An 18,362-nucleotide genomic window follows, 5' to 3' on the forward strand; every position below is an offset into this window, starting at 1 on the left:
ATGGTCTTTCGCAATTGCCAGCTCTAACAGAGCACCGCAGGCAGTCTTGGACAATAGGTTCAGGGCAAGGGTTAGATTCCTTTCCTGACGGAGTGACGTGAGAATCGTCATGGCAGGTCCCTTTTTCTTGGTTCGGGGGCGAATAGTTACTATTTGAAAACTTTTAGTAGTTTTTAATAGATTTTTGTAACCAGGAGAGTCATGAAACGGGAAGATTTAATTGCGCCAGAAAAGTATAACTTGGTTTCAGAAGTGGAGCATTTTGCTAAGGATCCAAACAAAGTAGCATTAAAATGGGAAAGTGAATCGGGTGAAACAAAGCAAATTACATATGAGAAATTATTGAAGCAAGTAAATCAAGCAGCTAATGTCTTCGCCCAGAATGGTTTAAAAAGAGGCGATGTCGTTTTAATTATCGTGCCGCGCCTCATCGAAGCATACGTCGTTTATTTGGCGGCATTAAAAGCCGGAATGATTGTCATCCCAAGCTCAGAAATGTTAAAGGAAAAAGACCTGCAGTACCGTATTACACACGGTGATGTGAAAGCAGTCATCAGCTATTATCCATATGTAGACCAATTTAAACATATTACAGAGACACAGCCGCTAGTTAAGTTGACGCTTGGGGAACACAAAGAGGGCTGGATTCATTTAGATGCGGAAATGAAGACTGCGGGGGAAGAGTTCGCTCTTGCAGATACACATAGAGATGATATGGCGTTTTTATCCTATACCTCCGGAACTACTGGAAATCCAAAAGGCGTGGTCCACACACATGGCTGGGCCTTCGCGCATCTAAAAACGGCAGCGCCCAAATGGCTTTGTATTAATGAGGGCGATACGGTTTGGGCAACAGCAGGCCCTGGCTGGCAAAAATGGATCTGGAGTCCGTTTCTGTCCGTGCTAGGCTCAGGCGGTACGGGACTCGTATACAGCGGAAAGTTTGATCCGAAAAAGTTTTTGAGCCTGCTTCAAAAATATGATGTCAATGTGCTTTGCTGTACACCAACCGAATATCGTCTAATGGCTAAGGTCGATAACTTAGCCCAATATCAATTACCAGAGCTTCATAGCGCTGTTTCAGCAGGGGAACCGCTTAATCGGGAGGTTATTGATACCTTTAGAAAATACTTTAACATCGATGTCCGTGACGGCTATGGGCAGACAGAGAATACCCTGCTCGTTGGTGTAACGAAGGGGATGGAGTTGAAACCTGGTTCCATGGGTAAACCGACACCGGGAAACAGGGTAGAAATTATTAACGACGAGGGCCAAGTTTGTGCGGTTGGAGAAGTTGGTGATATCGCCGTCCATGTAGAAACCCCGGCCTTATTTAAAAACTATTATAAAGACCCGGAAAGAACGGCGATGCAATTTCGCGGTGATTATTATGTAACAGGTGATAAAGCAAAAATGGACGAGGAAGGCTATTTCTGGTTTGAAGGCCGCGGCGATGATATTATTATTAGCTCGGGCTATACGATTGGACCTTTTGAAGTAGAGGATGCACTTGTAAAACATCCGTTTGTAAAAGAATGCGCGGTGGTCGCCAGTCCGGATGAAATCCGCGGCTTTATTGTCAAGGCATTTGTTGTCTTAAAAGAAGATATTGACCCGGCTGATCCGGACTTAACAAAGAACCTGCAGGAACATGTAAAATCACTTACTGCCCCTTATAAGTATCCAAGAAAGATTGAGTATTTAACAGAGCTTCCAAAAACAACGTCAGGGAAAATTCGTCGGATTGAACTGCGTCAAAAGGAATCTGAGTCTGCTAAATAAGGTTAATTTTATGAAGCAAAAGGCAGACGGTGCTTACCGTTTGCTTTTTGTTTTTGGAAATCAAAAAACTCCCCTCTTTACAATATTTTAAGTTATAATAAGGATTATTTCGATACTAGAAAGAATAGGGGACCGGAAAAACATATGAAAAAGACAGAAACGCAGGTAGGTGCCATTCATGCCGGCTTTTCCTATATAATGTGGGGATTATTGCCGATTTATTGGAAGTTTTTAGACAGTGTTGACGCAAAGGAAATTCTCGCCAACCGCATTTTTTGGTCGTTTGTTTTTATGATTTTTGTGCTTTTATTTTCGAAAAAATGGGATTTATTTGTCCGAACGTTGAAAGGTTTCGCGCAAAATAAAAAACAGATGTACGCCTTGGCGATTGCCTCGATATTAATAAGTGTCAATTGGTTTGTTTATATTTGGGCAGTGAATAGCGGCCATATGATTGATGCAAGTCTCGGCTATTATATCAATCCACTTGTTAGTATTTTATTAGGTATGCTTGTCCTTAAGGAAAAGTTAAACATTTACCAATATGTATCCTTCGTGCTGGCGGCGATTGGAGTATTGATTATCTCGATTTCCCATGGGCAGTTCCCCTGGATTGCGATTATCCTTGCCCTTTCCTTTGGTTTGTATGGGTTGGCGAAAAAGCTAATTAATGTGGAGTCGGCGGTTGGGTTAACGTTAGAGACACTCGTTGTTGCCCCAATAGCGGCAATTTATATGTGCTTCCTATTAATTAAAGGATCTACTTCCTTTTTAACCGCAAGTTTAGGAACAGATTGGCTTTTGGTGGGGGCAGGGGCTGCGACGGCCATACCACTTCTTTATTTTGCAAAAGGAGCGCAGAAAATACCGCTCTCATTACTTGGCTTCCTGCAATATATTGCCCCAACCTTAACATTGATACTTGGGGTATTTGTCTATGATGAACATTTTTCAAAAATCCAACTGCTATCCTTTACGTTAATTTGGTCGGCATTAACGATTTATTCACTTTCAAAAACAAAGCTAGTATCCGATATTAAGTGGCGGAAAGAAAAAAGAGCAGTGTAAATAAAAGGGGATGTCCCAAAAGGGTCTGACCTCACGCTTAACCCACAATCTATAGCCGATTTTAAGCGAAGTTCAGCTATAGATTGAGGTTGTGGGGTCTGACACTTTGTTATGGGACATCCTCTTTTATTTTACAAAAAAGTTCTCTTAACTTTCTCCCAGAAGGAGTTGTCCTTTAGTTTAAGTGTTTTTAATTTTCTCTCACTTATTTTTATGTTAATTTTATCCACATGGCGAATGCTTAATGCTTCATTATCCATGCCCATTGTTGGATGATCATTGCCTTCTGATATGACCTTCAGTGTCAGTGTGCGTTCACTGCCTAAAATAATCGAGGCACCAAGCGTCCGGTATTGATTCGTATTGACAGAGGCTACCTCGCTTACCTGCATGCAGGAGAGGAGAGGGTCAACAATCGAACCATTAACCGATTTATTATAGGCGGTACTTCCAGTTGGTGTGGCCACAATTAATCCATCCCCCCGGAACGTTTCTAAATGGAGCTGGTCAACAAATACATCAATGACAAGTGTTTTAATAATGGCGGAGCGGATACTGAATTCATTCAAGCATGTAAATGTACCCTGACCATCAACCGAAACTTCAATCGTTGGATAACGTCGGACTTCTATATGTTCATTCGTGGATATGGCCTCAATCATTTTGGAAAGATCATCAATCTGAAAGTCACAATACATACTTAAACTATTATTTATTGAAATGCCCACGTATAAGCAATCATTACGAAAGCCCGTTTGTCTAACTGCTTGGAGGAATGTCCCATCGTCGCCAATACTGGCAATAATATTCGCTTTTCGGTAATCTTTGACAATCGTAAAACCATAACGTTCAGCTACGTCAAATAGGGGAGCTGCTTTCGCAAGCATATCTGCATCCCGCTTATGATAAAAATAAATATTACGTCTAGTTTCCATAAAATGTACCCCCCTGTAAATTGATGAAAAGAATTGTAACACTTTTATCCATATAGAAATAAATCTTTGGTAAAATGATGTTAGTCTGAAATTAGTTTAGCATTTTATTGAAATAATATGAAATCAGGACGTAAATTTTAGAACGAAGAAACGGGGGACCTAAATACATATGAATGGAAAAAGATGGGCTGCACTTGGAATTGCAGCAGCGTTATTTTTTGTATCTGTCTTAATTAATTTCTTATCTGCCTTTGCCTTTAAAGGAATCCAAACTGATTTTACCGATTTTATGGCCGCTGCTGACCAGCCATTTACTGAAGAAGTGGTTAAGGAAGGGAGCGAATTAAAGAAAATTGTTATCCTCGATGTTGATGGAGTTATTCAAGACACGGGTGATTCAGGATCCTTTCTGCAAAGCGCAGGCTACAATCATCAGGATTTTATGAAAAAATTAAACTATATTAAAGAGGATGATTCCGTCAAGGGAATTATTATCAAGGTCAATTCTCCAGGCGGCGGTGTGGTCGAGAGTGCAGAAATTCACGATAAGCTTGCAGAAATTCAAAAGAAAAGTAAAAAGCCAGTCTATATCTCTATGGGATCGATGGCCGCATCAGGAGGATATTATATTTCAACGGCGGCGAAAAAGATTTATGCCAGTCCGGAAACAATGACAGGCAGCCTTGGAGTGATCATGGAAGGAATCAATTATAAGGGGCTTGCGGATAAATATGGTGTTGATTTTGTTACCATTAAAAGTGGCAAGTATAAAGATATTATGAGTCCGACAAGAAAAATGACCGAAGAAGAACGTCAAATTTTACAGACGATGATCAATAATTCGTATGAAGGATTTGTCAAAGTTATTTCTGAGGGACGGGGCATGACGGTTGAACAGGTCAAGAAGATTGCTGATGGCCGCGTTTATGATGGACGGCAAGCGAAGGAATTACAATTAATTGATGGTTTTGGCTATTTAGATGACGTCATTGGTCAAATGAAAAAGCAGGAGAAGCTAAAGGGAGCGAAGGTTGTCCGTTATTCAGACTCTCTTGGTTTTGGTTCATTATTTACAATGCAAGCCAAAAAATTAATGGGTGATAACAATGAAATGGCTGGACTTATGAAAGTCCTTTCTAAGCCCAATTCGCCGCGCCTTATGTATTTATATGCTGAGTAAGGGGGACCATTGATGGAAATGAATGAATATCAGGAAAACTTAAACGAAGCAAAGGAAAATAGTTCCCCTCTCATAGACAACTATGGCGGCACTATAAATGAGGCTGCCTCTTCTACAAGTGGAATGGCGAATTGTCCCGTTCGCTATGCCGGTTTTTGGATGCGCTTTTGGGCCTATCTTCTTGATTTAATTGTCGTGGGTAGTATCGAAAGACTGTTAATAAACCCGTTATTTCGAATGCTGGATATTTCTTTAACAGAATTTAATATATTTGCCCCGATATCCATTGCATCGGCGGTTATTTTTTATTTATACTTCGTGCTGATGACCAAATATTTTAGGCAAACGCTTGGAAAAATGGTCTTTGGCTTAAAAGTAATCGATATAAAAAATGATCAATTAACCTGGGGGACCATTCTCTTTCGTGAATGGATTGGCCGGTTCATATCGGCAACAATAATCGTCGGATATCTCATTGTTGCTTTTTTACCTAAAAAACAAGGCTTACATGATCTTTTTACTGATACCACTGTGATACATGTGGAGCGATGAAATACGTTTGAAATAAACCTATCAACCATATGTTGATAGGTTTATTTTTTGTAGTAAAAGCAAATACTAGCCGCTGAAAGGTTGTGGGAGAATTGTTTTGGCTGCTGCTTGTCTTATGTATTCTTTTGTTCTTATTTCTATTAATTCTTTTTACTAAAGTAACGATTAGAGTAAATTATTATCATCATAATGACAACGATGACTTAAAGGTGGAATTTAGAGTTTGGTTCGGATTGATTAGATATAAATTAAATGTTCCGTTAATAAAAATTGATGATAATTCCCCCAGCGTGATTGTAAATAGTCATACACAAATGGGCAGTTCATCAGGGGATTCACCTGAAAAAAAGGTCAACAAAATCACGCCGGCTAATATACTGACTAACTTACAAAATACGAAAGAATTGATCCAACATGTTTTTGGAATGCATGTAATTGTGAGAAAGTTTTTTCGAAAAGTCACCATGAAAAGGTTTAAGTGGGAGACGATGATTGGGGTTGGCGATGCGGCGCATACTGGAATGGCAACGGGCGCATTATGGTCAATTAAAGGCGGAATCATTGGGCTTCTCAGTCATTACTTAAAAGTAAAAGATATGCCAGAATTATCTGTTACTCCCCATTTTCAAGCAGCGGTCATTCAAACAAGGTTTACATGTATTATTCAGTTTCGGATCGGGCATGCTATGCTAGCAGGATTAAAACTGATTAAATTCTGGAAGGGCGGACGGCCGCGCTTCAAAAGCAAAACAAATTTTGCAAATGGAAAACCCAAATCCGTTTGAAATAGGAGGAAACAGCCATGTCTGACCACCCAATTCAAGGTTTGATGACGACTGCAATGGAAAGCTTGAAAGAAATGATTGATGTTAATACCATTATTGGGGATCCTGTTGAAACCCCGGACGGAAGTGTCATTTTGACCGTTTCAAAGGTAGGCTTTGGATTTGCCGCCGGAGGCAGCGAGTTTAAACTTGATGGTTCTCAAACTCAGGGCCAGGCACAAGGGCAAACCCAATCAACAAATCCATTTGGGGGAGGAAGCGGGGGCGGTGTTTCGATTACGCCAATCGCCTTCTTAATAGTAAACTCCCACGGTGTCAAAATGCTTCATTTAGATGAGAGTACCCATTTGTATGAGAAAATCCTAGAGCTCGCGCCACAGGCAATTGATAAAATTCAGCAAATGTTCTCGAAAAAAGATGGGAGCAACCAGCAGCCGAACCAGCAGCAACAGCAGCCAAAAGTTGATCTTGAGCTATAAAGTAAAAGGTTAATCTTCCGCCGATGGGGAGATTAACTTTTTTTCTTGATTTTTTAATGGTTAAAATCAAGGTTCAAATAATTGCAAAAAGATGGACGAAAAGATATATTTACACTGTACATATTAAAAAACAAATGCCGATCGAAAAATTCGGATGGCTTTAAAACGACAAAGGAGGATGTTTTTTATGGCAAACGTAACATTTAAGGGAAAACCAGTAACATTGTTAGGAAATGAAGTGAAAGTAGGGGATAAAGCTCCAAATTTCTCTGCACTCGCTAATGACTTATCAGCCGTTACACTAAATGACACGAAGGGGCAAGTACGCCTGCTTACTTCAGTACCTTCATTGGATACTGGTGTATGTGATGCGGAAATTCGCCGTTTTAATGAATCGGCAAATTCATTGGGTAACGTGAAAATCTTGACAGTGAGCTGTGATCTTCCATTTGCACAAAAGCGCTGGTGTGCTGCGGGTGGAATCGAAAACGTTCAAACGTTATCCGACCATCGTGATCTATCTTTTGGAGAAGCATATGGGGTTGCCATCCAAGAATTAAGACTATTGACTCGTGCTGTGTTTGTTGTTGATTCAAGTGACACTGTTGTCTATGTTGAGTATGTTAGCGAAGCAACAGATCACCCTAATTATGAAGCAGCACTTGAAGCAGCAAAAGCTGCTAAATAAAACCACAATTGCGGGACCTCGTCACTGGCGGGGTCTTTTTATATGCTTAAACTTGTTTAAAACATGTCTTTTCGTATAAAATGATTAAGGAATTTAATGATGGGGAGGAGAGACAATGAAAATTTCTCCAGTTGAACAACTTTTTACGTTATTTAATGAAACGGCCGTACTTTTACAAGAGGAATTGAACTGTACCTATCTTGAGGCATTGGCGGAAACGGGAGAGAATTTATTTCATGGCTCCGTCCTTCAGGATGAGCTAAGTGAATTAACGGTAAAAAGGCTTGAGAAACAATACGAACAGCACCATTTGGAAAAGTTTTCGAATGAGGAAATCCGCAAGGCATACCAGCTGGTCATTTTAAAGGGGATGAAAGAAAGTGTTCAGCCAAATCATCAAATGACACCCGATTCCGTTGGGATGCTCGTTGGTTATTTAGTTGAAAGATTTATGAAACAGCCTTCCTTCCGCCTGCTCGACCCTGCGGTTGGAACAGGGAATTTGTTAACAACTGTTTTAAACCACTTACATAAAAAGGTCGCTTCCGTCGGAGTAGAGATTGATGACCTATTAATTAAACTTGCCTATGTTAACGCAAATTTGCAAGAGCACTCCATTGAGCTTTTTAATCAAGACAGCCTTGAACCGCTGTTTATTGACCCTGTTGATGCGGTGATCGGCGATTTGCCTGTTGGCTTTTACCCGAATGATGTAAGGGCCTTAGATTATCAATTAAAGGCAAATGAGGGACACTCCTATGCGCATCACTTGTTCATCGAGCAAAGTGTCCGCCATACAGCGCCAGGTGGCTATTTATTCCTCATTATGCCTAATGGCCTTTTTGAAAGTAAGCAAGCAGGAAAGCTGCATGAATTTTTCAAGGAAAATGTCATTGTTCAAGGACTGCTGCAATTACCAACAAGCATGTTTAAAAATAAAAATGCTGCCAAAAGTATCTTAATCCTGCAAAAAATGGGTGAAGGTGTGCTGCCGCCAAAACAGGCATTGCTTGTCGATTTACCGAGCCTCTCAAACATGACAGAGATGGATAAAATTTTAATTCAAATGGAAAAGTGGTTTCAAGAAAACAAAGGGTGAAACTGGATAGAAATCCGGTTCATCCTTTTTTTAATAAGCAAGTATATAATTTTCGACTTTGAGAATTGTCTAGCTCCAGCGCCCTAGCGGCTAGTGTCCTTCGCTCTCCGCCCTACGATAAGTCAAGCACGAATGCGCCTCCGGCTCTCCGTGTTTCCTTTATCTCAGTTGGAGCGCTCCAGGCCATACGCCGCTGACCAGGGCGCTTGCGCTTTTCTTATAAAATAAGAAATATCCGAATATAATTACATTTACCCTGTAACCGCTGCCATGCGAAATATCGCTTGAATTGTCGTATCTACAATGATTAAATGAGAGGGAAATAATCAAGAGCGGTTTGAGCAAAATAATGGTGTACTATACAAAATCCGTCTTAAACCGATTTTGTTATATAAAAGGAGCGTTAAACAAAAATGGCAAAAATTATTGCAATTAATGCAGGAAGTTCTTCCTTGAAGTTTCAGTTGTTCGAAATGCCAAGTGAAGAGGTCATTACAAAAGGGTTAATAGAAAGAATTGGCTTGAATGATTCGATTTTTTCTATTTCCGTACACGGGGAAAAAGTCCAAGAAACCATTGATATTCCTGATCATGAAGTCGCTGTTAAAATGCTTTTAGATAAACTAACAACTTTGGGGATTATTAAATCACTTGATGAGATTGTTGGAATGGGACACCGTGTTGTCCACGGGGGAGAAACGTTTACAGACTCTGTGCTCATCACCGAAAAAGTGTTAAACAAAATTGATGAATTATCAGAGCTGGCCCCATTGCATAACCCAGCAAATCTTACGGGTATTAAGGCGTTCATGCGCGTACTTCCTAATGTTCCAGCAATCGCGGTTTTTGATACGGCTTTCCATCAAACCATGCCGCAGAGTTCGTACCTTTATAGCCTTCCATTTGAGTATTACGAAAAATATGGCATTCGGAAGTATGGTTTTCATGGCACATCCCATAAATATGTTTCACAGCGTGCTGCCGAGTTGTTAGGGCGTCCAGTTGAACAGCTTCGTCTTATCTCCTGCCACTTAGGAAACGGTGCAAGTATTACTGCTATTGAAGGCGGTATGTCCATTGATACTTCTATGGGCTTTACCCCGCTTGCAGGAGTAACAATGGGAACTCGTTCAGGAAATATTGACCCTGCATTGATCCCATATATTATGGAAAAAACCAATAAAACAGCGGATGAAGTCCTTGATGTATTAAATAAAAAAAGCGGCATGCTGGCAATGTCCGGCTTCTCAAGCGACTTAAGGGATATTGAAATCGAAGCGAAAAAGGGAAATGAGCGGGCACAGCTTGCCTTGGATGTCTTCGCTAACCGTATTCATAAATACATCGGTTCCTATGCTTCACGTATGAATGGTGTTGATGCGATTATTTTCACAGCCGGTATCGGTGAAAATAGTGATACGATAAGGGAAAATGTCTTAAGAGGCCTTGAATTTATGGGTGTTTATTGGGACCCTGCCCTTAACAAAGTAAGAGGCGAGGAAGCATTCATTAACTATCCTCACTCACCAGTTAAAGTAATCATCATCCCGACAAATGAAGAAGTCATGATAGCCCGCGACGTTGTTCGTCTCGCTGCTACTCATTAATATTGAGAAAGGCAAAAGCTACTATTAAATGGCTTTTGCCTTTTTTTCTTTGTGATATACTGGAAATAGATGCATGATGTAGGAGGGGATTTGTATGCCTTTGACGGATCGTGAAACGAAGGTCTTGAATGAAATACAGGAATGGGAAAGGAATTTATTAAATTACGAGGCAAATGATTTTCAAATAACCTATGAAAAATATTTGGACCGTTCCTTCTCCTTATTGCCTGAAAAGGTGCAACGGCAGTTTTTCGCTGTTATTGACAGCTGGCTGTTTCATTTACATAGTATGATTCAAGGCTCGCAGCTCCAAATGGACGCTAAGGATAGAATTCTTTCGTCAGGACGAATTTTTCAAAAAGGGTTAGAAAAAATAGAAGACTTAAAGCAATTAGATATAGAGCAATTGCACTATTTAGCAGAGCAGCAAATTTCCAGGCATCGCCTTTATTCTTTTGCCCAGGGGGGACTGGCGGGGACAGGCGGTGCGCTGCTATTAGGGACTGATATTCCAGCAATGGCGGTCATTAATTTAAGGGCCGTCCAATTGATTGCCATGACCTATGGAGTTGAGGTGAATACTCCCTATGAAATGATGACATCTCTAAAGGTTTTCCATACGGCGACATTGCCGCCAAGAATCCAAAAAGCGGGCTGGAGCTCATTAATGGATGAATTAGCGGGGAATCGTGAGCATTATTTTTATGAAGGAAAAGAGGAAATTATCGACATCACCTGGCTAGAGCAGCCAGTCCAGCAATTAGTAAAAGCGCTGGTCATTACATTGTTTCGGAAAAAAGTGATTCAAGGTATTCCGCTAATCAGCATGGCGATTGGTGCCGGTGCTAATTATCAGTTAACAAGAAAAGTAACAGATATCGCACATAAGTATTATCAAATTCGCTACCTTAAAGAAAAAGAGGAGTTTTTTGTATGAGTACCCATGAACATAAAATGGAAGCCCCAAAATCGGTAAATTGTAAAATCATTACCGTCAGCGACACAAGAGGTATCGAAACAGACAAAAGCGGCAAGCTGATAATCGAGCTGCTTGAACAAGCAGGACATAGAATTGTTGACTACTGTATTGTAAAGGATGAATCTACCCCGATTCAAACGGAAATTTTAAAGGGATGCGCCCGCGAGGATATTGATGTGATCTTAACAAATGGGGGCACAGGGATTGCCAAGCGTGATGTAACGATAGAAACCGTTAAAGGCCTGCTTGAAAAAGAAATCGTTGGCTTTGGAGAATTGTTCAGGATGCTCAGCTATCAAGAGGATATTGGGTCTGCGGCCATCCTTTCCAGGGCCATAGCCGGTGTTGCCAAAAATAAAGCAGTGTTTTCCGTTCCAGGTTCTTCCGGTGCGGTGAAGCTGGCAATGAATAAACTAATCTTACCCGAGATTGGCCATGTGGTCAGAGAAATAAAAAAAGACTTGTAAAATAGAGAAAACTCCCGTTTTATGGGGAGTTTTCTCTTTTCTTACAAATGTGCTTTTTCAGATAGTGTTTGATTCGCACGGTACCATAACCATAAATCATTGATGATGGAGGCAAGGTCCGCTATTTCCGTGTTCAGTTGACAGGAGCGGGGGAAATCACTTTCATTGGAAAGCCGTGCTTGTTTATGATTAATCTGATCTTCAAGCTCAAAAATTCGATCAGGGATTGAACCGCGGATTTGTTCCCAATACAAGAGAATGCTCTGCTGTGTTTCTTTACTGTAATGGTCCCATTCCACCGTTAAATCCGGCAGGGGAATACCTAGTCGCTGATCAAAAGAAAAATGGTCTCTCATTCTATTTGCCTCCATGCTGTATGCTTTTTTTTATTTTACTATAAATCGTTAATAAGGTCAGGATAATCAACCGATAAAAGTAAATAAAAAACACGCAGCTATCTTGCTGCGTGCCAAATCGTATTTAAGAGTCTTTTTCCGTACGAACAACGAGAACGTCACATGCTGCATAACGAGTAATATGTTCAGAAACACTGCCGATAAAAAACCTTTCGACAACATTCATTCCTGTCGCACCGCAGATGATTAAATCAATCTTGTGTTTTTTAGCCAAATCTCGAGGAATTTTTATTTTCGGTGAGCCAAAATCAATTTCAAAGTGTACTGTTGTTAGTCCTTCATCCACTGCTTGTTTTTGGTAATTTTCCAGCATGTCTTTTGCCAGCTTTTCTGCTCGGTCTCCAATGACGGTGTCGTAGGCTTCAATTAGTGCAAAGGTTCTTGTATCAATCACATGGACTAATAATAGTGTGGCATTATTTCTTTTTGCAATTTCAATCCCTTTTTTAAAAGCGCGGTCTGCCTCTGTTGATCCATCAATAGCGACCAAAATATTTTGATATTTAAGTCCCATGAATATCATCTCCTTACCTTAATTATACAGTATTTAACAACGTATAATTGTTTCAATTTTTCGAACAATAATTAGGGTAACTTACAATGGAAGGGAGATTTGTCAGATGGTAAAGCGTGACTTAAATAAACAATCCTCGTTTGAGTTTGATGAACAAGGAGCAAATGAAGTAAGCGAGCAAATTATGAATTCGTATAATAGTGGTTTTATAGGTGAGGGAACGGCACTAGCAGGCAATGATCAAGATGTTGGAACTGAGGGGTAGGCACTAAATTTCATAAAACGGAAGGACTGTCTAACCATCGGACAGTCCTTCCGTTTTATGAAGGTAGATGTTTAGACATTTGTCTTGGAAATTTTGTTCATGCAGGGCGTTTACCCAAGAATTTGCTAGCAATTATGCATATTCTTTAATGTGTAAAGTAGTTTCGTGATACCATTTAGTTACGGATTTGGGTTAAAAAGTTGTAAAGAAGCCTTCCTTATCATTGGCAGGTTCTTTTGTCAAATCTTAGAAAATGCTTGCATTAGATTTTGGAATCGAGCTTGGTTTTGATAAAATGAAAGTGTTTACTTTGAAAATAAATATGTGGAGGTAAGCGAATGCGGATCGGAGTACCTAAAGAGATTAAGAATAATGAAAACCGTGTAGCGATGACACCGGCTGGAGTGGTCACCATTACGAAATTTGGCCATAAGGTTTTTATTGAAAAGGGAGCAGGACTTGGCTCAGGTTTTTCAGATGAAGATTATCAAACTGCTGGTGCGAAGCTAGCGGCAACGGCTGAAGAGGCATGGTCCATGGAAATGGTTATGAAGGTTAAAGAACCACTTCCAAGCGAATACTCTTTTTTTCGTGATGGATTAATATTATTTACATATTTACATTTAGCACCTGAACCAGAATTAACAAAAGCATTAATCGATAATAAAGTAGTTGGGATTGCCTATGAAACGGTCCAATTAGCGAATAGAAGCTTACCGTTATTGACGCCGATGAGCGAAGTTGCCGGAAGGATGGCAGCTCAAATTGGCGCACAATTCCTTGAGAAGGTTCATGGCGGAAAAGGAATCCTTCTTTCTGGTGTACCAGGGGTACAAAGAGGAACTGTAACGATTATTGGCGGCGGGGTAGCCGGAACCAATGCGGCAAAGATGGCCATTGGGTTAGGTGCAAAAGTTTCCATCATTGATTTAAATCCGGATCGTCTTCGTCAATTAGATGATATATTTGGGTCTGATGTAACGACGTTGATGTCCAATCCTTATAATATTGCTGAAGCTGTGAAGGAATCAGATTTAGTCATCGGCGCTGTTCTTATTCCAGGGGCAAAAGCACCAAAGCTTGTAACGGAAGATATGATAAAATCGATGAGGCCTGGAAGTGTTGTTGTCGATATTGCTATCGACCAAGGCGGTATTTTTGAAACAACGGACCGGATCACCACCCATGATAATCCAACCTATGTGAAAGACGGTGTTGTCCATTATGCTGTGGCGAATATGCCTGGTGCGGTACCGAGAACTTCAACCTTTGCCTTAACAAACGTGACTGTTCCATATGCCCTGCAAATAGCAAACAAGGGCTATAAACAAGCCTGCCTTGCCAACGAAGCCTTGTTGAAGGGAATTAATACACTTGGCGGTTATGTAACGTACGAAGCCGTTGCAGAAGCACATGGCCTGGAATTCAAGGATACAAAATCGTTGTTGGAAAAATAATACCTTAAAAATAGAAAAACCAGCTCTGTAAAGAGCTGGTTTAAAATACATACTATAAAGCCGCATTTGCCGTATAAATATAAGAAAGTTTTAAACCACCACTCCTCAAAGTGGGTGTTCTCAGAAACTTTTCTGCATGTCCTCCAGGTCTTATAGACAGAGGCTTGTCATTCCAGCTCCAATGGTTAAACTCCCTATTACAGCTTAAAGGTTAAAACTTTATTATGACTACGAACAACGCAGCTTGTATTTATATAGTACATCAATCAACCTTGTAATTCAATGTAAAAAAAATCCAAATGGATCTATTTTATAATCTGTAATTCTTTCGGGAATTTTGTTAATACTTTTGCGCCATCCGCAGTAATAAATAGATCATCCTCGATGCGAACTCCGGCTATATCCGGCACATAAATTCCCGGCTCAATCGTATAAACCATTCCTTCTTCAATAATCAACGGATTTGTCTCAGTCATTGAAGGATACTCATGAACGCCTATCCCAAGCCCGTGACCTAAGCGGTGTGGAAAATATTCGCCGTATCCAGCATCAGCAATAATTCGGCGAGCAGTAAGGTCAACCTCAGCAGCAGTAACACCAGGCTTACTTGCTTCAACAGCAGCGAGTTGCGCTTTTAAAACGGTATCATAAATTTCCTTTTGCTTATCGTTAATATCTCCATAGGCAACTGTTCTAGTAATATCAGAACAATAGCGGTCGACAACAACACCCAAATCAAACAAAACAAGGTCACCTTTTTGGATTTTCGTTCCGCCGGGATTGCCATGAGGGGAAGCCGCGTTTGCTCCGGTTAGAACCATTGTGGCGAATGACATTTCGGTGACACCTTTTTGTTTTAGGGCGTATTCAACAGCATTTAAGACTTCTAATTCTGTTTTACCTTCTTTGATTTCACTTACGCCCACTTCAACGGCATAATCGGCAAGTGCGCAAGCCTCTTCGATAATTTTTAATTCCCTCGCATCCTTGATCATGCGGAGTTTTCGTAACTTTTCTTCAGCTGAAACATAGGCGGCTTTAGGGAATAACCGTGAGAGCTGCTCGTAGCGTTCGACATTCATATGCTCTTTTTCGATGGCCGCCTTAGTGACACCGTTAATTCTTTTATTAATGGAGCTTAAAATTAATTCCCATGGATTGTCGATATCACTGTAGCCGAGTAGTTCATACTCCCAGCCAGAACGTCTGGCATCATGTATTTCCATTCCGGGGCAGACAAGGAATGGCTCTTCTGATTGAAAGACAACTAGTGCAAGTAACCGCTCATGCGGGTCGGTATAATAACCGCTTAAATAAAAGACGTTTTCGGAAGAAGTAAGGAAGCTAACCTCAATCTCATTTTCTTTCATCCACGTTTGAAGCTTTTCTAAACGCTGTTTCATTTGTAGGGGTCCCCCTTTAATAAATAAAATCCAATTTGAGAGTATCAAGATTAAAAGTAAAAGTAAACTATCTGACATTATAATAAGCTTAAACTAGTGGAATATGGGAATAAAGTATAGAAGGGATTTTACCGTTTCTATAGAAAAGTATTTAATATAACAATTTAAGAGGAGTTGGGATGATGAGAATATCTTATCACGGACATTCAGTTGTACAAATTCATACGAATGGCAAAACGATTATTATTGACCCTTTTATAACCGGAAATCAATTAACTGATTTAAAGGTCGAGGATGTAAAACCGGATGTGATTATTTTATCCCATGGTCATAACGATCATGTCGGTGATACAGTCGATTTAGCCAAAAAGCATGATGCCCTGGTTGTTGCCAACCATGAAATTGCTGAGTATTTAAGCTGGCAGGGTGTGAATACCCATGGCATGCATATTGGCGGTGCCCATCAATTTGAGTTTGGTAAAGTCAAACTGACACAAGCTTTTCACGGATCAAGCTATACAACAGATAATAATGAAATCATCTACTGTGGCATGCCAGCAGGGATCCTATTTATGAACGAAGGGAAAACAATCTATCACGCAGGTGATACAGGCTTATTCTCAGATATGAAGCTAATTGGTGAGCGTCATCCGCTTGATATTGCCTTCCTGCCGATTGGTGATAATTTTACCATGGGACCTGAAGATGCAGCCTATGCGGCCCAACTTTTAAAAGCGAAAACGGTTGTCCCGATGCACTATAATACCTTCCCGCCAATTAAACAGGATCCGTATCAATTTATCGAGATGCTAGCAGATAAAAATGGTCAAGTGCTGCGCCCTGGAGAAGCAATAGAAATTTAAATGAACCTAGGTTTTCACATACTTTTTTTCCTCTCACTTGCATAAAGATGGAACAAGCAGTCTTTTTTTAAGGGGGGAATTGAGGTTGAAAAAGAACAGATATTTACTTTGCCTGCTGCTCTGCGGCTTCATGCTTTATTTCGCTGTACCAAAACTATCCATAAATGCTGATGGGAACCTCCAGGGGATATTTTCAATCGCTTGGCTTTCATTTGCTTTGATTGTTATCGCTGGAAATCTTACCGGACTTCTTTATAGTCCGAAAAGGCAAGTACAAAGACTTCAATCAGAGCGATTAAAGAAGAAATCCCGCTATTTTCATTGAGAATTAAAGAACAATTGGGGAACCGCATTGAATCAAGGCTTTTAACACTCTATAATAAAATTAAACGTAATCCGAATTATTTCTAAACGGAATGATTGGAATTCAACTATAGAGGGTGAAGGTCTTGGCCACAAAGCACGAACAAATTTTACACTATATTGATGCACTCCCGATTGGGGAAAAAATATCAGTCAGACAAATCGCCAAGGCGATGACCGTAAGTGAAGGTACTGCTTACCGGGCGATTAAGGAAGCGGAAAATAAAGGCTATGTAAGTACGATTGAACGGGTTGGCACAATCAGGATTGAACGAAAAAAGAAAGAAAATATTGAAAAGCTTACGTTTGCAGAAGTCGTAAACATTGTTGATGGTCAAGTTTTAGGCGGAAGAACTGGCTTGCATAAAACGCTAAATAAATTTGTAATTGGGGCAATGAAATTAGAGGCGATGATGCGCTACACAGAGGCAGGGAATCTGTTAATTGTCGGGAACCGGACACAGGCCCATGAGCTTGCCTTAAAGGCAGGAGCTGCTGTGCTGATAACTGGTGGATTTGATTCAGAAGACCATGTGAAAAAACTAGCCGACAAACTAGAAATGCCTGTCATATCAACAAGCTATGATACGTTTACCGTCGCTACGATGATTAACCGGGCGATATATGACCAATTAATAAAAAAGGAAATTATTTTAGTAGAAGATATCTTAACGCCTTTAGCCAATACCTATTATTTGAAAACGTCCGATAAGGTGTCAAAATGGCATGAATTTAATCAACAAACGACACACAGCCGTTACCCGGTAGTCGATCAGAACATGAAGATTCAAGGAATGGTCACTAGTAAGGACATTTTAGGACAGGATTTAGAGACTTCCATAGACAAGATCATGACGAAACAGCCGATGACGGTGAATGAGAAGACAAGTGTCGCTTCCACCGCACATACGATGGTCTGGGAAGGAATAGAAGTACTTCCTGTTGCCAATAATTCCAACCGTTTAGAGGGGATTATAAGCAGGCAGGATGTTTTAAAGGCGCTGCAAATGAACCAACGGCAGCCGCAGGTGGGTGAAACCCTTGATGACGTCATTACCAATCAAATGGTCTTAATGCAGGGAAACGTAAAAGGAGAAGAAGTTTATTCGTGCGAAGTGACCCCGCAAATGACCAACCATCTAGGAACCATTTCTTATGGTGTATTTACAACCATTGTCTCAGACGCGGCGAACCGCGTATTGCGAAGCTACAAAAAAGGCGACTTGGTTGTGGAAAATATGACAATCTACTTTATGAAACCAGTTCAAATGGAGAGTAAATTAGAAATTTTTCCAAAAGTACTTGAAGTAGGCCGGAAGTTTGGAAAGGTAGATGTGGAAGTGTTCAATGAAGGGGTAATGGTTGGGAAAGCGATGATGATGTGTCAGCTGCTTGACAGGAGTTAATTGAGAAAACAGGAAGTCGTCATACACAATAAGGAGCCGCTTCCATAAAGGAAG

20 protein-coding genes and 1 other RNA gene are annotated in these 18,362 nt (G+C 40.4%); 16 read left to right on the forward strand and 5 right to left on the reverse strand.

Annotated features, from left to right (window positions below):
- Positions 1-201 precede the first annotated feature (201 nt).
- Positions 202-1,782 carry an acyl-CoA synthetase MbcS gene (gene mbcS / locus BSO02S_RS05105; RefSeq protein ID WP_066063474.1) on the forward strand — a complete coding sequence of 527 codons (1,581 nt, stop codon included), beginning with the start codon at positions 202-204 and terminating at the stop codon, positions 1,780-1,782.
- 144 nt (positions 1,783-1,926) lie between these two features.
- Positions 1,927-2,850, forward strand: a complete 924-nt coding sequence (gene rarD / locus BSO02S_RS05110) for an EamA family transporter RarD (protein WP_066063476.1) — start codon at positions 1,927-1,929, stop codon at positions 2,848-2,850.
- Between the two features lie 131 nt (positions 2,851-2,981).
- Here the strand turns inward: rarD and BSO02S_RS05115 are convergent, their stop codons facing one another.
- Entirely contained in the window at positions 2,982-3,785 is an 804-nt protein-coding gene (locus BSO02S_RS05115; RefSeq protein WP_066063477.1) for an NAD kinase, read from the reverse strand.
- Positions 3,786-3,954: 169 nt separating this feature from the next.
- Between BSO02S_RS05115 and sppA the strand changes: the two genes are divergently transcribed.
- The 9 genes from sppA to BSO02S_RS05160 all read left to right on the forward strand — a co-directional run bounded on the left by sppA (position 3,955) and on the right by BSO02S_RS05160 (position 11,621).
- Complete coding sequence (gene sppA, locus BSO02S_RS05120) at positions 3,955-4,965, forward strand: signal peptide peptidase SppA (protein WP_066063479.1); 1,011 nt, start codon at positions 3,955-3,957, stop codon at positions 4,963-4,965.
- Positions 4,966-5,088: 123 nt separating this feature from the next.
- Complete coding sequence (locus BSO02S_RS05125) at positions 5,089-5,517, forward strand: RDD family protein (protein ID WP_235846870.1); 429 nt, start codon at positions 5,089-5,091, stop codon at positions 5,515-5,517.
- 83 nt (positions 5,518-5,600) lie between these two features.
- Positions 5,601-6,302 (forward strand): DUF2953 domain-containing protein, encoded by a 702-nt coding sequence (locus BSO02S_RS05130; RefSeq protein ID WP_369691303.1) that lies wholly within the window; start codon positions 5,601-5,603, stop codon positions 6,300-6,302.
- Positions 6,303-6,319: 17 nt separating this feature from the next.
- Positions 6,320-6,781 (forward strand): GerW family sporulation protein, encoded by a 462-nt coding sequence (gene ytfJ / locus BSO02S_RS05135; RefSeq protein ID WP_066063485.1) that lies wholly within the window; start codon positions 6,320-6,322, stop codon positions 6,779-6,781.
- Between the two features lie 187 nt (positions 6,782-6,968).
- Positions 6,969-7,469 carry a thiol peroxidase gene (tpx, locus tag BSO02S_RS05140; protein ID WP_066063489.1) on the forward strand — a complete coding sequence of 167 codons (501 nt, stop codon included), beginning with the start codon at positions 6,969-6,971 and terminating at the stop codon, positions 7,467-7,469.
- Positions 7,470-7,584: 115 nt separating this feature from the next.
- On the forward strand, positions 7,585-8,568 hold the full coding sequence (locus BSO02S_RS05145) for a class I SAM-dependent methyltransferase (RefSeq protein ID WP_066063492.1): 984 nt from the start codon (positions 7,585-7,587) through the stop codon (positions 8,566-8,568).
- 413 nt (positions 8,569-8,981) lie between these two features.
- A complete protein-coding gene (locus BSO02S_RS05150) occupies positions 8,982-10,175 on the forward strand; it encodes an acetate kinase (RefSeq protein ID WP_066063496.1) in 1,194 nt (397 codons plus the stop codon).
- 94 nt (positions 10,176-10,269) lie between these two features.
- Positions 10,270-11,112, forward strand: coding sequence for an EcsC family protein (locus BSO02S_RS05155; protein WP_066063498.1), 843 nt, complete (start codon positions 10,270-10,272; stop codon positions 11,110-11,112).
- Complete coding sequence (locus BSO02S_RS05160; RefSeq protein WP_066063500.1) at positions 11,109-11,621, forward strand: MogA/MoaB family molybdenum cofactor biosynthesis protein; 513 nt, start codon at positions 11,109-11,111, stop codon at positions 11,619-11,621. Before BSO02S_RS05155 ends, BSO02S_RS05160 begins: the two co-directional genes overlap by 4 nt.
- 41 nt (positions 11,622-11,662) lie before the next feature.
- Here the strand turns inward: BSO02S_RS05160 and BSO02S_RS05165 are convergent, their stop codons facing one another.
- Positions 11,663-11,977 carry a hypothetical protein gene (locus tag BSO02S_RS05165; protein WP_066063502.1) on the reverse strand — a complete coding sequence of 105 codons (315 nt, stop codon included), beginning with the start codon at positions 11,975-11,977 and terminating at the stop codon, positions 11,663-11,665.
- Between the two features lie 124 nt (positions 11,978-12,101).
- The gene (locus BSO02S_RS05170; protein ID WP_066063504.1) at positions 12,102-12,551 is read right to left on the reverse strand and encodes a universal stress protein; all 450 of its coding nucleotides are present in this window, start codon (positions 12,549-12,551) and stop codon (positions 12,102-12,104) included.
- A gap of 106 nt (positions 12,552-12,657) precedes the next feature.
- Here BSO02S_RS05170 and BSO02S_RS27460 point away from each other — a divergent pair, with 106 nt between their 5' ends.
- Entirely contained in the window at positions 12,658-12,816 is a 159-nt protein-coding gene (locus BSO02S_RS27460) for a hypothetical protein (RefSeq protein ID WP_169802719.1), read from the forward strand.
- Positions 12,817-13,154: 338 nt separating this feature from the next.
- Positions 13,155-14,273: an alanine dehydrogenase gene (ald, locus tag BSO02S_RS05175; RefSeq protein WP_066063507.1), complete on the forward strand. Its 1,119-nt coding sequence runs from the start codon at positions 13,155-13,157 to the stop codon at positions 14,271-14,273.
- 53 nt (positions 14,274-14,326) lie between these two features.
- Here ald and ssrS read toward each other — a convergent pair.
- Both ssrS and BSO02S_RS05185 read right to left on the reverse strand, forming a co-directional pair.
- Positions 14,327-14,522, reverse strand: a non-coding RNA gene (ssrS, locus tag BSO02S_RS05180) — 6S RNA.
- A gap of 56 nt (positions 14,523-14,578) precedes the next feature.
- Complete coding sequence (locus tag BSO02S_RS05185; protein WP_066063509.1) at positions 14,579-15,676, reverse strand: M24 family metallopeptidase; 1,098 nt, start codon at positions 15,674-15,676, stop codon at positions 14,579-14,581.
- A 182-nt stretch (positions 15,677-15,858) separates the two neighbouring features.
- Between BSO02S_RS05185 and BSO02S_RS05190 the strand changes: the two genes are divergently transcribed.
- The 3 genes from BSO02S_RS05190 (at position 15,859) to BSO02S_RS05200 (ending at position 18,308) form a co-directional block, all read left to right on the forward strand.
- Positions 15,859-16,539 (forward strand): metal-dependent hydrolase, encoded by a 681-nt coding sequence (locus BSO02S_RS05190; protein WP_066063512.1) that lies wholly within the window; start codon positions 15,859-15,861, stop codon positions 16,537-16,539.
- Between the two features lie 85 nt (positions 16,540-16,624).
- Complete coding sequence (locus BSO02S_RS05195; RefSeq protein WP_066063515.1) at positions 16,625-16,864, forward strand: hypothetical protein; 240 nt, start codon at positions 16,625-16,627, stop codon at positions 16,862-16,864.
- A gap of 124 nt (positions 16,865-16,988) precedes the next feature.
- Positions 16,989-18,308, forward strand: a complete 1,320-nt coding sequence (locus BSO02S_RS05200) for a CBS domain-containing protein (protein ID WP_066063519.1) — start codon at positions 16,989-16,991, stop codon at positions 18,306-18,308.
- Positions 18,309-18,362: the final 54 nt, after the last annotated feature.

It is taken from the genome of Neobacillus soli NBRC 102451 (assembly GCF_001591665.1).
GTDB lineage: Bacteria > Bacillota > Bacilli > Bacillales > Cytobacillaceae > Neobacillus > Neobacillus soli.

Excerpts from the sequence above, each read along its gene's own strand:
- mbcS (WP_066063474.1), top strand. The coding sequence starts at position 202 with ATGAAACGGGAAGATTTAATTGCGCCAGAAAAGTATAACTTGGTTTCA.
- rarD (WP_066063476.1), top strand. The coding sequence starts at position 1,927 with ATGAAAAAGACAGAAACGCAGGTAGGTGCCATTCATGCCGGCTTTTCC.
- BSO02S_RS05115 (WP_066063477.1), bottom strand. The coding sequence starts at position 3,785 with ATGGAAACTAGACGTAATATTTATTTTTATCATAAGCGGGATGCAGAT.
- sppA (WP_066063479.1), top strand. The coding sequence starts at position 3,955 with ATGAATGGAAAAAGATGGGCTGCACTTGGAATTGCAGCAGCGTTATTT.
- BSO02S_RS05125 (WP_235846870.1), top strand. The coding sequence starts at position 5,089 with ATGGCGAATTGTCCCGTTCGCTATGCCGGTTTTTGGATGCGCTTTTGG.
- ytfJ (WP_066063485.1), top strand. The coding sequence starts at position 6,320 with ATGTCTGACCACCCAATTCAAGGTTTGATGACGACTGCAATGGAAAGC.
- tpx (WP_066063489.1), top strand. The coding sequence starts at position 6,969 with ATGGCAAACGTAACATTTAAGGGAAAACCAGTAACATTGTTAGGAAAT.
- BSO02S_RS05145 (WP_066063492.1), top strand. The coding sequence starts at position 7,585 with ATGAAAATTTCTCCAGTTGAACAACTTTTTACGTTATTTAATGAAACG.
- BSO02S_RS05150 (WP_066063496.1), top strand. The coding sequence starts at position 8,982 with ATGGCAAAAATTATTGCAATTAATGCAGGAAGTTCTTCCTTGAAGTTT.
- BSO02S_RS05155 (WP_066063498.1), top strand. The coding sequence starts at position 10,270 with ATGCCTTTGACGGATCGTGAAACGAAGGTCTTGAATGAAATACAGGAA.
- BSO02S_RS05160 (WP_066063500.1), top strand. The coding sequence starts at position 11,109 with ATGAGTACCCATGAACATAAAATGGAAGCCCCAAAATCGGTAAATTGT.
- BSO02S_RS05165 (WP_066063502.1), bottom strand. The coding sequence starts at position 11,977 with ATGAGAGACCATTTTTCTTTTGATCAGCGACTAGGTATTCCCCTGCCG.
- BSO02S_RS05170 (WP_066063504.1), bottom strand. The coding sequence starts at position 12,551 with ATGGGACTTAAATATCAAAATATTTTGGTCGCTATTGATGGATCAACA.
- BSO02S_RS27460 (WP_169802719.1), top strand. The coding sequence starts at position 12,658 with ATGGTAAAGCGTGACTTAAATAAACAATCCTCGTTTGAGTTTGATGAA.
- ald (WP_066063507.1), top strand. The coding sequence starts at position 13,155 with ATGCGGATCGGAGTACCTAAAGAGATTAAGAATAATGAAAACCGTGTA.
- BSO02S_RS05185 (WP_066063509.1), bottom strand. The coding sequence starts at position 15,676 with ATGAAACAGCGTTTAGAAAAGCTTCAAACGTGGATGAAAGAAAATGAG.
- BSO02S_RS05190 (WP_066063512.1), top strand. The coding sequence starts at position 15,859 with ATGAGAATATCTTATCACGGACATTCAGTTGTACAAATTCATACGAAT.